Source organism: Marinomonas phaeophyticola (assembly GCF_026966905.1).
In the GTDB taxonomy this organism is placed as follows: Bacteria; Pseudomonadota; Gammaproteobacteria; order Pseudomonadales; family Marinomonadaceae; genus Marinomonas; species Marinomonas phaeophyticola.
Genome location: NZ_JAPUBN010000011.1, coordinates 454,347 through 469,222, shown reverse-complemented (window position 1 = coordinate 469,222; position 14,876 = coordinate 454,347). Strand labels below are relative to the sequence as shown.

The following is a 14,876-nucleotide window of genomic DNA, read 5'->3' as shown; positions in this document are numbered from 1 at the left end:
CATCCTATTATTATGAACTCTTAAAGTTACTCATAACCGCTTGAGTTAAATCCGTTATTGGCATGGCCGCAATAGATTGTTTTACCGTATTAGCGATAAGTTGCTGATCTAAATGTGGCTCCAAATCGCTTGCACTTCCTCTGCGGCCCGTTGCAATGGGGGATAAGCTACCATTTACATCATCTAACACAAATTCGCCCGTACATTGACGACAAAAAAGATGATCCCCTGCTTTGTGCTCTTTATGAATCACTAACGTCAGACCACATGCCTGACACTGCTCTAAAGGAATCCCGTCATCACTATAGCCAACGATTAAATCAAGTTGTTTTTGCCTTCCTAAATCGATAAACAAACTACCTAACTTAGCATCAAACTGAGTCCCGAGATTAGATTCAATAATAGAAAGTGCTTTTTCAATAGGCATACCTGAACGATAAGGTCGGCTGCTGGTCATCGCGTCAAAAGCATCACACAAGCCCACAATTTTCGCCATTAACGGAATTTCATCCTCCAATAACCCTCTTGGGTAACCCTTACCATCAGGTCGCTCATGATGCAGCAAGACCGCATCCTTAACAAAATCAGCTAAAGGGTGGCCGCCTAACATTCTAAAACCCATCTCAGGATGCGTTTTAATAACATCATACTCGTCATCGGTTAAGCGACTTGTTTTACCTAAAATAGCATCCGGAATACCGATTTTTCCTAAATCGTGCAGAAAACCACCCAAACTTATTTGAGCGGCTTGCGCTTTATTAAGTCCTGACGTTTCGGCTAATAATAAAGCAAAGCGAGATACCCTCCAGAGATGACCCCCAGTATAAGGATCCCTAGCCTCAACAAACCAAGCCATGGTTAATAGACTCGCCAATAAACTACTCAAATGCGCCTCTAACATTTGTTGATTAGATTCAGGAGCCAACGCTTTTGATGTAGCAGGTTGACTTCTAACTAGCTGTCCAACTCGATCAAAAATCCCCATGAAATTTTCCCTAAAGACTAACTTTATAATAGAGCAGGCATACTAGGCGGATGGTCTAATATCAACAATGACTAAAGCAAAGAATGCCTATTTTTTCCTCGATTCGTTCTTAAAGCCGTCTTAATATGATTAATCTACGATGGCTAGGTTTCCATAGGTTTCTAACCAGGACTTACGATCTCCAGCGCGCTTTTTAGACAGGAGTTTATCAAGAAGCTCATTGGTATCAGGAGCGTCTTCCATGGTTAGTTGAATCAGGCGACGAGTGTCCGGAGCCATAGTCGTTTCTCTTAGCTGTGAAGGGTTCATTTCACCTAGACCTTTGAATCGCTGTACATTTGGCGTTGAGCGCTTATGCTCAGTCGCGATCTTATGTAGAGTAATTTCTTTTTCTTCTTCATCTAGAGCGTAATAGACTTCTTTAGCTACATCAATACGATAAAGAGGGGGCATAGCAACAAAGACATGACCCGCCTTAACCAAGTAAGGAAAGTGCTTAACAAACAGCGCACACAACAAAGTCGCAATATGCAAACCATCCGAATCCGCATCCGCTAAGATACACACTTTGCCATAACGCAAGGATGACAAGTCATCGACGCCAGGATCAATACCTAAAGCGACCGAAATATCATGAATTTCTTGGGATGCCAATACCTCAGAGGAATCCACTTCCCAAGAATTCAGAATCTTACCTCTCAAGGGCATAATAGCCTGAAACTCTCTATCTCGGGCTTGTTTTGCAGAACCACCCGCAGAATCACCTTCGACTAAAAATAACTCTCCCCTTGATGAGTCCTGTCCAACACAGTCAGCCAGTTTTCCAGGTAGTGCTGGACCTTGAGTTATTTTTTTACGAACGACCTTTTTGCTCGCTCGCATACGCTTTTGAGCACTATTAATCACTAGCTCAGCAATCTTTTGTCCGTCATCAACATGTTTATTTAACCAAAGACTGAATGCATCTTTAACCGTTGCCGAAATAAACGCCACAATTTGACGAGAAGACAATCTTTCTTTTGTTTGACCAGAGAATTGCGGCTCTTGAATCTTGGCGGATAACACATAACTGCATCGATCCCAGACATCCTCAGCGGTTAATTTCACGCCTCGCGGCAACAAGCTGCGAAAATCACAAAACTCTCTAATGGCTTCTAGAAGCCCTGTACGCAACCCATTAACATGGGTACCACCTTGCGCGGTTGGAATGAGGTTAACATAGCTTTCTGTCACCAATTCACCACCTTCGGGCAACCATTGGACAGCCCAATCCACACCCTGAGTTTTTTCCGTTAATCCTCCCATAAAAGGCTCATCAGGCAATAGGACAAAGCCCGCATTCGCCTGAGCTAAATAATCTTTCAAACCATCTTGAAAAAACCACTCTTCTGTTTCTTCAACACTGCCGGTCTGATCAACAAAGACAACATGCAACCCCGGACATAATACCGCTTTAGCCTTTAATAAGTGCTTCAAGCGACTAATGGAGTATTTACTTGAATCGAAGTACTTAGGGTCTGCTTTAAACTGGACTTTAGTGCCCGTATTTTTTTCCTACTGTACCTACTTCGGTTAAATCTGAAGTTTTAAACCCATCAGCAAAAGCAATGTGATGCAGTTTACCGTCACGTTTTACCCACACATCCAATTGAGTTGAGAGCGCATTAACAACGGATACCCCAACACCGTGTAAACCACCGGAAAACTGATAATTATCTCCGGAAAATTTACCGCCAGCATGCAGTTTTGTCAGAATAAGCTCAACTCCAGAAATCCCTTCTTCCGCGTGTATATCAACTGGCATACCGCGACCATTATCCTCAACACTTAATACTCCGTCTTTTAACAAAGTAATTTCTATACGGTCTGCATGCCCAGCAAGCGCTTCATCGACAGAGTTATCAATCACCTCCTGCGCTAAATGGTTAGGACGTGTTGTATCAGTGTACATTCCAGGACGTTTTTGAACCGGTTCTAAACCGCTTAAAACTTCAATGGAATCCGCATTATAATTTTTAGCAGACATGATTCTCTTCTTAAAAAATTAATTTGATAATAAATGGAATGAAATCAGTGTAGCATTCCAAAAAAAGGCTTTATAGTAATTTTGAAAAGGTCAGTATGTTATTGATGTGACGTTCAAAATTAACAAAACTATGGTCCCCTAAAGGCTCTAATGTTAGGCGTACATCAGGGTATTTACTGAGCGCTTTAGAATAATCTAGTACTTCATCACCTTCTTGCAGCATTAGCCAATATCGTTCCACAGAGGTCATAGGAGCATCAAGTTTTTCCAGTTGAGCAATATGTTCTGTTGTCAATTGATACTCTTCTTGGGTATAGGGATTAACTTGATCGCCTAAATAATCAACCAATAATTCATGTGCTGATACGGCAGGATTGACCAAAATAGCATTAATCGCGTATTTTTCTGCAAGATAACCGGCGTAGAATCCACCTAATGAACTACCGACTAAGGTAATACCCTCTGACAAGTGAGACTCTATTAGCCTACTGGCTTGAATAATGGCTTGATTTGGTTCCCATGAAAGCCTTGGCATTAAGTATGAGTTCGATAATCCCAGCTTTTTTAATCGATCATGAATGCAGTTTGATTTGAAAGAACGCTCTGAACTATTAAAACCGTGTAAATACATTAAATAAGGCATGTCATTTCCATAAACTGAATATTAGGCGTGTTGAAAATCGAATGAATTGATACGCCTATGACCATGCTTAAGGCACAGTTCTAACAAATCAGATAACTGTTGATTTAGCCTAAATTTTTCATCTTTATGAAGCATGGCATCGTTAGGATAAGGGTAACTCCCCTGGTACTGACGATGACCATCCGTAATTTCAGCTAAGCCCACGTCATGATACAGCCGAACCGTCATACTTACCTTAGGATCAAACAGCAATGCGGTTTCACCAAGATGACCAAACTCTAATTTCAGTTCGCTAGTATATTGACTCTCGCTGACCAAAGTAAGACTTAAGCGACTCTCTTGAGCACCAGCAGAATGAACTTCAAAAAGCCATTCCGCTTGATCTTCTTGGGTACGCATAAGTTTACCTACTCGACGATAGTTTAATTCGCCAAGCAACTGTAAATTACTTAAGTCAGGCACATAACTTTGCCGCATTAATCCTCTCTCTGTTTTAATTTATCTCTACTGTATGAACCCTAGTATAACGCTAAGCAAGCCACCTTGCCCGCAGATCTTGTTTATTCAATGCCAACCACTGTAATCCCATAATGGTACTGGCATTATCAATGTTTGTTTTTAACAAAGCGATTGCGACATCCGCATCAAATAAATGCAAGCGAATGTCTTCATTTTCACCTTGTAAACCGTAGGATTTTTCTAGGTTCACTTTATTGGAATCAAACTCACCAACATACATCTTTAGGTATTCAACTAACCCACCGGGTGAAGGAACGAAGTTTAACATCCATTCTAAACGCAGCACTTCCACTCCAGCTTCTTCAAGAGATTCTCGTCGGGCAACCTCTTCATTAGACTCGCCGTCTTCCACCATACCCGCAACTAATTCAAGCAACCAAGGAGACACATGCTTAACAGCACAAGCTCGGAACTGTTCAATTAAGAGTACTTTATCCTTCCTAGGGTCATATAGAAGCACACAAACGGCATCGCCCCGAACCATCATTTCTCGCTCTATATTGCCACTCCAGCCACCATTGAATAGACGATGCTTCAAGGTCACCTTTTTCATTTTAAAGAAGCCATTATACAAGGCCTCTTCTTTAATTATCTCAACATCCGACTGATTATATTTTGGCGTAAATTCAACTGGAGTAGGTAGACTTTTTTTTGACATTACTCATCCTCATGTTTCTTATTGTCATCCGCTTTATGCCATGATGCAGGTGGTCTGTAAGCGGCATCGGGATCTTTGTCTTCTTCTCGATCAGACGAAGTTTCTTGTTTATCAATATCCATTGACTCTGGCAATGCTTGCTCATCTAAAATCATTTCGTTTGCGGGTGGCGCTTTAAAAAAGCGTTCATCATCAAAAGTAATCATCCAATGAGGGTGTAGGATACTAAACCCAGAAATAAACATACCGTTTATCACGGCTTCGGGAATAATAAACAAAGGGAGAAAAGCCACATATTCCCATGTTTCACGACCAAATTCGAACTGACCTCCCAAAAGTAACAGACATACTCCCACCCCGCTTACCGCTAAGCAACCAAGTAAACAACCAACAAAACCCGTTCCCATGATAAAAATAAAAGGGTTGTTTGAATGAAAGCTTTCAACAAATCGATGCCAACGCCATGTTACCCAAATAGGTAACACACCACTTAGTAATAAATTCAAGGCAAAACTGTCTAACTGATCAATACCCAATATCAAAAAGCCTAGTTGAGCAACAAAAGCAATGACCAAGGCCAACGCCCAACCAAACATCAAGGTAATGGTTGTAATGCCCAAAAAATGGATGGCTACCCCAAGACTTAAATCGATATTCACTAACCAAACCAAAGTCAGCACCAAACAAGCCGCTAAAAAGCGATGTTGTAAATCAGTATTACCGATTAACGTTTTCCAGGGTTGTTGGCGCCACACTAAAATAGCAATAATAACCATGAAAAAATTTGTAAACCAAAGTAGGCCTAAGGGAAAAAGATCGCCATTTAAGTTCATATCAAACCCACCCAACTAAAAGAAGAAAAAGAGTAGTCGTAAAGCACCCATTTTTTGCTAGTATCAAACACCTAATATTAGAGTGCCATTCAATATTAGGTTTATTTACTATTTTAAAATAAAGGTTCTTTATGTCTGATCAACGCTGTGGCTGGTGTCTTGGAACGCCAGAATATATCGCCTACCATGATAATGAATGGGGAAAAGCGGTTTACGATGATCAAACTCTGTTTGAGTTCATTGTACTAGAAAGTGCTCAAGCAGGCCTTAGCTGGATCACGATTTTGAAAAAAGAGCCGGTTATGCCAAGGCATTCCATAATTTTGACGCCGTCAAAGTCAGTCAAATGACAGCAGGTGATATTGAGCATCTAATGCAAGATCCAAGCATTGTCAGAAACCTGTTAAAAATCAAAGCCACCATTACGAATGCCCAAGCGTTTTTAAAAATCGTCGATGAATGTGGTAGTTTCAGCAACTATTACTGGCAACATACCAATGGCGTCCCCATTGTGAACCATTTTAAAACATTGGCGGAAGTCCCAGCGGTAACTGACTTAGCAACAATCATCTCAAAAGATATGAAAAAGCGCGGCTTTAAATTTTTTGGCCCCACTATTTGTTATGCTTACATGCAAGCAACAGGGATGGTAAACGATCATTTAGATAATTGCCCATCTAAATGATCAATATCTTAAATAAACCAAATAGCATGTGTAATATAAATGAATCACCCACAACCTCAGACACATAAGAGCTCAATTTATAACTGGATGTTATAAGTTTCGTACTTTGTGACCTCGTAAAACTAAATTAACTTGGCACTTTGCTAGCTTAGTGGTTAAAGTATTGATAGGTGTATTAAAAATCACATTTGCGTGTCACACAACACCATTAATAAACAATTTAGGTAGCACTATGTTCGATAACAAAACCATTTTAATCACCGGTGGTACCGGCTCATTCGGAAAAAAATATGTAAAAACTCTGCTGGAGCGCTATAAACCTAAAAAGATCATTATTTTTTCTCGAGATGAACTCAAGCAATTCGAAATGCAACAAGATTTTGACCAACCTTGTATGCGTTATTTTATAGGCGATGTCCGTGATAAAGACCGCTTATGTCGTGCTATGAATGGTGTTGATTACGTTATTCATGCCGCCGCACTAAAACAAGTTCCAGCAGCTGAATACAATCCTATGGAATGTATAAAAACAAACATTAATGGCGCTGAAAATGTTATCGATGCCGCTCTAGAAAATAACGTTGAAAAAGTAATCGCCCTTTCTACCGATAAAGCCGCCAATCCAATTAATTTATACGGCGCGACCAAATTGGCGTCAGACAAACTATTTGTAGCCGCGAACAACATTGCTGGAGGCAGTCGAACCACGTTCTCAGTGGTACGCTATGGTAATGTAGTTTGTTCTCGCGGTTCCGTTGTGCCTATTTTCCAAAAATTCATTGATCAAGGCCGTGATCATATCCCAATTACTCACGCCGAAATGACGCGTTTCTGGATCAGTTTACAGCAAGGTGTTGACTTTGTTTTAACGAATTTTGAGAGAATGCTGGGCGGTGAAATTTTCGTACCAAAAATCCCTTCGATTCGTATTGCTGATTTAGCGAAAGCAATGGCGCCGGATTTACCCATTAAAATTGTTGGTATACGTCCTGGAGAAAAATTACATGAGGTGATGTGTCCAGCCGATTTATGCTTTGAGACTTACGAATACCAAGACCACTTTTTAATCGCTCCTGGTATAAAATTTAGTAGTAGAAGTAATGACTTTACTGTTAATGGGATAGGAGAAAAAGGCCAAAAAGTACAACAGGGGTTTGAATATAATTCATTAAGTAACCCAGATTACATGACACTTGATGAAATCAAAAATTTCAATATTCAAGCATTGCTTTAAAACAGTAGACGATAGATGATTCCATACGGTAAACAATCCATTAGCCAAGACGATATTGATGCCGTCATTGACGTATTAAAATCGGACTGGCTCACTCAAGGTCCAAAAGTACCCGCTTTCGAACAAGCCGTGGCGCATTATTGTGGTGTTAATCATGCGGTTGCGGTTAATAGCGCAACCTCTGCTTTACATATAGCGTGCTTAGCCCTCGATGTGGGTAAAAATGACATCGTTTGGACATCCCCTATTTCCTTTGTCGCTTCAGCAAACTGTGCTTTATATTGCGGAGCGAAAATTGATTTTGTTGATATTGACTTAGCCAGTGGCAATATGTCGATTCATGAACTTGAAAAAAAACTGGTGTTGGCTGAACAAGAAAACCAATTACCCAAAGTGGTAATTCCTGTTCATCTAGCTGGTCAATCTTGTGATATGCAAGCGATTCATAAACTTGCAGAACATTACGGCTTCAAGATTATTGAAGATGCCTCCCATGCTATTGGAGCAAAATATCAAAATACGCCTGTAGGTTGTTGTGAATTTTCGGATATTTGCGTATTCAGTTTTCATCCAGTAAAAATTATCACCTCGGCAGAAGGCGGTATGGCCGTCACCAATAATTCAGTACTGGCAAAACGCTTAACACGATTACGAAGTCATGGCCTCACATCAGATCAAGCTGAAATGACCGAGCTAAGTCACGGCCCTTGGTATTATCAGCAAATCGAACTCGGCTTTAATTATCGAATGACGGATTTGCATGCCGCATTAGGTCTCAGCCAGATAAGTAAACTCGATGCATTTGTCTCAAAACGTAATGAATTAGCCTTACGCTATAATCATGAATTTAAAGACTTACCCGTTATTCACTTAAAACAAACGCAAGACTGTTATTCAAGCTACCATTTATACATTGTCCGTTTAATGAACTCTGATAAAGAGCATCATAAGGCGTTGATCTGTCAACTTCGTGAGCAAGGAATAATGAGCCACCTTCATTATATTCCTATTCATTTGCAACCGTATTATAAAAAGCTTGGATTTAATTACGGGGATTTTCCAAACGCAGAGCGCTATTATAACGAGGCAATAACAATTCCACTTTACCCTTTAATGACTAAAGAAGAACAAAGTAAAGTCATTGACGCTGTGCTCAAAGTCTTATGAAGTTAGCTCTTGGTTCTGTCCAGTTTGGCGTTAATTATGGGGTAAGTAATACTCTTGGAAAAACACAATTAGATGAGGTAGATAAGATCCTTAGACTTGCTCATAGCAAAGGCATCGCAACAATAGACACGGCAGCGGCTTATGGAGACGCAGAATCCGCACTGGGAAGACAAGATTTAACCCCCTTTAATATAATTAGTAAAATTAAACCTATCGCATCCAATGAAAAAGTATTTGACTGCGTTTTGGATTGCTTTAGTCAGACACTCAACGATTTAAAACAAGAATCAATTTACGGTCTATTACTGCATAATTCAGAGGATTTTAATCATTATCCTGAAGCCGCGAATGCCCTAACCTATTTAAAGCAAACAGGACTTGTTAATAAAGTTGGTCTGTCTCTCTACTCACCCAAACAGGTAAACCAAAATGTGCTCAATTTTACTGATTTGATTCAAATACCTGCAAATATATATGACCAACGTTTTTTAAGAACACACACCTTAAAAAAACTCAAAGCCTCAAATATAGAAATCCATACTCGTTCTGCATTCTTGCAAGGTTTAATACTGATGTCTGAAGGCACTTGGCCAAGATATTTTAATCCAATAAAAACGCAACTGATAAACTTACACAAAGTATCAAAAAGACTTAACATTACCCCCCTTTCATTGGCAATTAATTACGTTTGTAATATAAAAGAAATAGATAAAATAGTCATCGGAGTTAATAATGCGGCTCAACTTGAAGAGATTTTATCTAGCTTAGAAAATAACATTCAAGACGTGGATTTCGATGAATTCAATTTAGAAGATGAGCGTTTCGTAAACCCGGCAAATTGGAAGCTAACCTGACAGGTCGCTATAATATATTGGCGATTTTGTTGCTTGTCTAATCAGTTCTAAGGTCTTCTTTGGACCCATATTGAATAAACAATCAACAGCACTTAGATGCGAAATAAACTCCCCTTTTTGTTGAATATATTCTGGATGTTCAAAATTCTGATAAAACACCTCAATATTGTGTTTCACAAGCTCACCACCTGGGCTATTTTCTTCAATATATGCTCTAGCACCTAATGGCGATAAATAATGATCGCAATGTAAGGTTTGGCAAATACTGACAAGGCGTTCATCCTTGACACCTGAGATACCGAATAAGTCAGACGCAGCAAAGACCGGTGTTGAAATCTCCATATAAGCCATTAGCGCCTTGATTAAAGCCATATTAAATTGAGCAACAGTGTCTAAACCCTCTTGAGCATAAATACGAGCGAGGATTGGAGATAACTCATTAAAGTATGGAGTTTTATTATAATTTTCGACAATGCTGCGAAGATGCTTCTTTTTCCAAGAATGTGCTTTTATATAAGGGGTATTTTCTATGGTCGCATTCATCCGACCTGTTGGTGTGGTTACATGACAACTAAGCATCAATGCCTGATCCTTAGTCTTGATTCTATTTCGAATATGCCAATCACTTTTTTCAAGCTTAACATTATCCAAAAAAACAAACGTATCAGCACTGTCTATCAATGAAAAATAACCAAGCCAAGGCAGATACGTCGGCTGCATAACACTTAGAATCATACATCAACCCCTTTGCTTAATTGCATAGTAAATTCATAAGGAAAGCCATTTGGTTTTGTTACATAATCATGTTTTAAATGAATATAGGGCGTTAAATTACGCTTGTATTCATCAAATACGCTCATAGGGTTGACATAAAATAAAGACGTATCTTCAAATTCAACATAGGTTGAGAGCGCATTAAAAATCACTGATTTTTTACAACTTGAGAAACTTTTCGCGATGGCTAAATTCATAAAGCCGGCATTATCGTTCATTTTATTATTAAAAACACCACTTATAAGCACATGATCGTAATGCCGAGCTAATTCATTTTGATAGATATCAAAGACAGCAAACGCGGCTTTTCCATCGTTAGCAAATTTACTTTTAGCTGAGTCTATAAATTCAGGGACAAAATCATAACCCAAATACTCCCCAGTAAAGCCGTTTTCTCTAAGATATAACAGCATATCACCTAGCCCGCAGCCTAAATCAATCACTCGGCTATTGGAGGCTATCATGCTTAAAAAAATCGCAAAGCGAACATTTTGCGATTCTTTTGACACATGCTGCACAGATTTATGGCTATCTCCATATTCTTTATACAGTAATTGATAATATGCTTTTAAAGCATTATTCGTCTTGGTAGTCATTGATAAACATTACCATATCAATTAATTGTTTTTTAGGCGTTTCTGGGCGAACAAATAAATTTATAATTTGCTCATCAACCACTGCGGCATTTGGGTAGTATCCGTGGGTTTGCAATTCACCTAGTGATTTATAATGTTTAGTAAATACAATTCCTTCTTCCTTCGCCTTAGCAAGAAAACAAGCTCTATTTTTTATAAGCAGAGGGTATCGCCAATAGATGACTTCATCATCATAGTTTGCTTTTGTGAAAAGCGGATTGCGGATATTCTCCTGCAGGTAAGCGACATTATTTTTGCGTATTTGTATTTCCTCTATAAAACCTGAAAAGCGGTTTTTTAATTTCGCTAATTGCTCCATGTCATTGAATTGAGCCATGCTATTGTCACTTAAGAATACCTTCGCATTGTTATAATCACACTCCTTGTTCATTAAAATAGCACCACCATATAGGTTATCTATTGGCTTATCGTAGCCAAAGCTAACTATGGAGAAATCGCCAAAACAGCCTAATGCTTTACCCTGATAGCTACCGCCATACGCCAAACACGCATCTTCAATCAACCCAACATTGTTACTTTTCGCAAACTCAACAATTTCATCAATTTTGCAGTAATGCCCATACCCATGGACAGCAACAATAACTGAAACAGTGTCATCAAAAACCTCCTCTATGTCACTGACCTCCATAGAGAGTGAAGATAAAGAAATATCCGCCAAAATAACATTATAACCAGCCATTTGAATCGCAAATAAAACAATAGGGCAACAACTTGCAGGCATAATCACGGAACTACCTTTAGGTGCATTTGAAGCATTTATAGCCGTTATTAGAGCAAAGCTACCAGAACGAGTGAGTAATGCATATTTACGGCTAAATAAAGTGGCAATAAGCTCCTGCAATTCAATTACACCCATAACCTCAGGTCCTTGCGATATTGCGATAATGGGAAATGAGCTGGCTGAGTGAGTATTTCAACTTTATTAACATGGTGTTGCAAATCACTTTTTAATTGCTCAAAAGAGAAAAAACGCCATTGAGAATAGCGATGAATCAAGGGAATTGTCTTCTCATATTCTAAATTACTATTACTTTTTATATCCTGTTCAAATCGATTATCTAAAATATCTCCGATCAAAATAACACCGCCAGGCTTACATACCCGTATCATTTCTTTGATAACGTCGAGTGCATATTGATAACTTGGGAAGTAGTGAAAAATACTGTAGCTGAGCACTCTTTCAAACTCATTATCATCGAAAGGCAGCTGACTTGCCTGTGATTGATAAAACGTACCTGCGGGGAGCAATTTTTTCGCTTCTCCAATCATCGCCTCAGAGTAATCAATACCAGCATAGTGAGCACACTTGCTTAATAATTTAGACAGCAGTAATCCATTGCCACACCCCACATCTAAGATGCTGTTTGCATGCGCTGACAGCATTAGTTTTTGTTCAACGTCAATGCTTAAGGCTTGCCAAAGGACATCGTCAAAAGGACGCCCGACCTGAGCTTTGAAGTCACGGTTCACACGTGCAATTTCATCCCATTCAGCTTGTTTAGAATTAAACTCACTCATTGGATACCTTTATAATTTCTTGTGCTAATTGTTCGGTTGAGTTTTGTTTGTAAAACGTCTTCATCGCATTTCTTTGTAGCTTAATTTCTGTGTGCATAAATTGCCTTATACTCTCTGCTAAGCTCTCTATCGTTGCGCTTTCAGCAAGACCTAAATCAAACGTTAAATGCGCCTTAGCAAGCTCTAAGGTATCTTGGAGTTGCTCATAGGTTTGCGATACAGCGCAATTTGGTATAAGACAAAAACCAGCTTCATATTTGGTAAGCCCTCCCCCATTAATAATAAGATCCGCTTGCTGATAGACAACAGACATATCATCAATAAACGCTAGCGATTTATAGGCATTATTTTTCAAAAAAATAGAACGAGTATGTCTGTCCAATAAAATAATTTCCTTATCTATTAGCAACCTATCTAAAGCATGGACTACCTTGTTGGCGACATCAAAGCGGTCGTCACCACCAATAAACACTAAAATCGTTTTTATCTTATTTGTGTTAATACTCTCTAAGCCTAAGCGACGCTGTCTTAGTGGTCGTAACTCTTCTGCAAATGAAAAATAGCGCAGTCCGAGTCGATGCGCAGGTGTGACATTACAAAGTGTCTCAGCATTGAACCTAAAGTTGATAATTAGATCTAAAAAGTCATAATTGTATTGATCAAAATCATCAATAATACACAGATTAATGCCAGTCGCCTTTAACTCAAACAATGAACTGAAACTAAGGTGATAACTGTCAGCAATCACGGTCATATTATCAACAAACACAAAGTGTTTACTGGCCACTTTAAAGCCAAATTTTGCGATACGTTCACAAGAAAAACGATCAAATTCACCAAAAAATAAAATGTGGCTGTCATGTTTTATTGAAGAGATAGCCCGAGCTATATTTAAACACCTTGATAAGTGACCAAAACCTGTTAGTTTTGTTCCATTGCAATAAAAAATAAAATTAGCCAACGGCGCAATACTCTTCTAATTCTTTATGAGCGAGCACAAGTACATCAGAGAGCAACCAACAACGGCCACTAAATCTCCCAGATACAATAATATTTTTAAACGAGGTTGTTAGCGTTTCATAATTCATCTGTGTTGCATTACAAAAATCATGAGTAGGCACTGGAAAGGTATTATCAATTTTTTGAACAAAACCGCTCACCATTTTTGTATCACTGTCTATTAGACCCATCGCTTTAAGGTCATCAATACCTTGATCTAAGGTATAGGTAGGTTGTGATTTGTACCTTAAGACCTCCGCAGACAGCTGATACTGATCACTGACTCTTAAATTATTATAAAGCGTCACTCTAAAAATATCAGAACAAGAATCCCAATTCCAAAGATAATGAGACTCTGTATTTAGCGGTTGCTTATCAAAAGTGAAATGTAAAATATTTGCCGTTCTAAAGGTAGGTTTATAGTTTGCGATCGGTAAATGCGCTGCTTTTAATGCAAATACAGGAGGTGCACTCCAAAATAAAAGATCACATTCAACATGAGTACCATCGTTAAGGCTAAATGCGGTAATTGTGTCACTCTGTGATTCTATCTCCACAATTTGGCGATTGCATAGTATTTCAACCCCCAAAGACTCAGCCTTTGTCTGCAACTCATCTATCCATATTTGCGCCCCTTTGGGATCATTAGGGTAATAATAACTCGGTAGGTTTACACCGCTCTCTGTAAGAAGCGATTCAAACTCAGCGGCACTATGAAACCCAAGCTTTTTATCAAATTCAGGGTGTTGCTTCAACACACGTGATAGCGATGCGTTAAACGCTTTTATTCTCATGGCTCCAAAATAATTTATGCTGGTCGTTTTTGCCAAATCGCTGAAGGATACATCATTGCCATAAAGCTTCTTGATTATAGGCTTTGAGAGGTATTGATAAAAGACAACACCTAAGGTCTCACACAAATATTGTTCTATGTTATCGGCTTCAGAAGACTCAGTGAGTGACATAAACTCGCCTATACCTTGTGTATAGAGAGTCGAGTCTAACTTTCTGGCATCAATTGTCTGCGTTTCTAAATCCCATTTTCCAGCAAAATAATTGCCTGTTTTAAGCGGGTTTAAAGGGTGCCAATTTGTTTCAAAATGAGGGTGATTAAATAAAATTTCATCTATTTCATTGATACCCGTACTTGCTGGTATATGTGTGCCTTGATCGTAAAAGTGACCCGCTTCATCGGTAACCGAATTAAGGAGTCCACCCAGAGAGCTAGATTGTTCTATTAATACGACGCGGTCGTAATACCGACGTAATAAAATACTTGCTGTTATGCCACAAATCCCACCACCGACGACAGCGCACGTTTTCAT

General features: G+C 39.0%; 14 protein-coding genes and 2 pseudogenes. 4 read left to right on the top strand and 12 right to left on the bottom strand.

Annotation, left to right across the window (positions count from 1 at the left end):
* Positions 1–10: 10 nt before the first annotated feature.
* The 6 genes and pseudogenes from O1D97_RS06095 to O1D97_RS06070 all read right to left on the bottom strand — a co-directional run bounded on the left by O1D97_RS06095 (position 11) and on the right by O1D97_RS06070 (position 5,664).
* On the bottom strand, positions 11–985 hold the full coding sequence (locus O1D97_RS06095; protein ID WP_269123820.1) for an HD-GYP domain-containing protein: 975 nt from the start codon (positions 983–985) through the stop codon (positions 11–13).
* 129 nt (positions 986–1,114) lie between these two features.
* Positions 1,115–3,011 (bottom strand): annotated as a pseudogene (parE, locus tag O1D97_RS06090) (DNA topoisomerase IV subunit B).
* 70 nt (positions 3,012–3,081) lie between these two features.
* Complete coding sequence (locus O1D97_RS06085; protein ID WP_269123818.1) at positions 3,082–3,654, bottom strand: YqiA/YcfP family alpha/beta fold hydrolase; 573 nt, start codon at positions 3,652–3,654, stop codon at positions 3,082–3,084.
* A gap of 21 nt (positions 3,655–3,675) precedes the next feature.
* The gene (locus O1D97_RS06080; RefSeq protein WP_269123816.1) at positions 3,676–4,131 is read right to left on the bottom strand and encodes a DUF1249 domain-containing protein; all 456 of its coding nucleotides are present in this window, start codon (positions 4,129–4,131) and stop codon (positions 3,676–3,678) included.
* Between the two features lie 52 nt (positions 4,132–4,183).
* A complete protein-coding gene (locus O1D97_RS06075) occupies positions 4,184–4,831 on the bottom strand; it encodes an NUDIX domain-containing protein (RefSeq protein ID WP_269123814.1) in 648 nt (215 codons plus the stop codon).
* Positions 4,831–5,664: an energy-coupling factor ABC transporter permease gene (locus O1D97_RS06070; protein WP_269123812.1), complete on the bottom strand. Its 834-nt coding sequence runs from the start codon at positions 5,662–5,664 to the stop codon at positions 4,831–4,833. The genes O1D97_RS06075 and O1D97_RS06070 overlap by 1 nt, the downstream gene beginning before the upstream one ends.
* 131 nt (positions 5,665–5,795) lie before the next feature.
* Here O1D97_RS06070 and O1D97_RS19850 point away from each other — a divergent pair.
* The 4 genes and pseudogenes from O1D97_RS19850 (at position 5,796) to O1D97_RS06050 (ending at position 9,604) form a co-directional block, all read left to right on the top strand.
* A pseudogene (locus O1D97_RS19850) lies at positions 5,796–6,349 on the top strand (DNA-3-methyladenine glycosylase I).
* A 232-nt stretch (positions 6,350–6,581) separates the two neighbouring features.
* Positions 6,582–7,583 carry a UDP-N-acetylglucosamine 4,6-dehydratase (inverting) gene (gene pseB, locus O1D97_RS06060; RefSeq protein WP_269123810.1) on the top strand — a complete coding sequence of 334 codons (1,002 nt, stop codon included), beginning with the start codon at positions 6,582–6,584 and terminating at the stop codon, positions 7,581–7,583.
* Positions 7,584–7,598: 15 nt separating this feature from the next.
* Positions 7,599–8,750: a UDP-4-amino-4,6-dideoxy-N-acetyl-beta-L-altrosamine transaminase gene (pseC, locus tag O1D97_RS06055; protein WP_269123808.1), complete on the top strand. Its 1,152-nt coding sequence runs from the start codon at positions 7,599–7,601 to the stop codon at positions 8,748–8,750.
* Entirely contained in the window at positions 8,747–9,604 is an 858-nt protein-coding gene (locus tag O1D97_RS06050; protein ID WP_269123806.1) for an aldo/keto reductase, read from the top strand. Before pseC ends, O1D97_RS06050 begins: the two co-directional genes overlap by 4 nt.
* Here the strand turns inward: O1D97_RS06050 and O1D97_RS06045 are convergent.
* Genes O1D97_RS06045 through O1D97_RS06020 form a run of 6 tightly spaced genes read right to left on the bottom strand, consistent with a single transcriptional unit; the run spans position 9,596 to position 14,876 of the window.
* Positions 9,596–10,339: a WbqC family protein gene (locus O1D97_RS06045; RefSeq protein WP_269123804.1), complete on the bottom strand. Its 744-nt coding sequence runs from the start codon at positions 10,337–10,339 to the stop codon at positions 9,596–9,598. The two genes, O1D97_RS06050 and O1D97_RS06045, sit on opposite strands and share 9 nt — an antisense overlap.
* Positions 10,336–10,974 (bottom strand): class I SAM-dependent methyltransferase, encoded by a 639-nt coding sequence (locus tag O1D97_RS06040; protein ID WP_269123803.1) that lies wholly within the window; start codon positions 10,972–10,974, stop codon positions 10,336–10,338. The genes O1D97_RS06045 and O1D97_RS06040 overlap by 4 nt, the downstream gene beginning before the upstream one ends.
* Complete coding sequence (locus O1D97_RS06035; RefSeq protein ID WP_269123801.1) at positions 10,955–11,890, bottom strand: DegT/DnrJ/EryC1/StrS family aminotransferase; 936 nt, start codon at positions 11,888–11,890, stop codon at positions 10,955–10,957. Before O1D97_RS06035 ends, O1D97_RS06040 begins: the two co-directional genes overlap by 20 nt.
* Positions 11,881–12,552, bottom strand: coding sequence for a class I SAM-dependent methyltransferase (locus O1D97_RS06030; RefSeq protein WP_269123799.1), 672 nt, complete (start codon positions 12,550–12,552; stop codon positions 11,881–11,883). Before O1D97_RS06030 ends, O1D97_RS06035 begins: the two co-directional genes overlap by 10 nt.
* Positions 12,545–13,513 (bottom strand): hypothetical protein, encoded by a 969-nt coding sequence (locus O1D97_RS06025; RefSeq protein WP_269123797.1) that lies wholly within the window; start codon positions 13,511–13,513, stop codon positions 12,545–12,547. Before O1D97_RS06025 ends, O1D97_RS06030 begins: the two co-directional genes overlap by 8 nt.
* Positions 13,506–14,876: an NAD(P)-binding protein gene (locus tag O1D97_RS06020; protein ID WP_269123795.1), complete on the bottom strand. Its 1,371-nt coding sequence runs from the start codon at positions 14,874–14,876 to the stop codon at positions 13,506–13,508. The genes O1D97_RS06025 and O1D97_RS06020 overlap by 8 nt, the downstream gene beginning before the upstream one ends.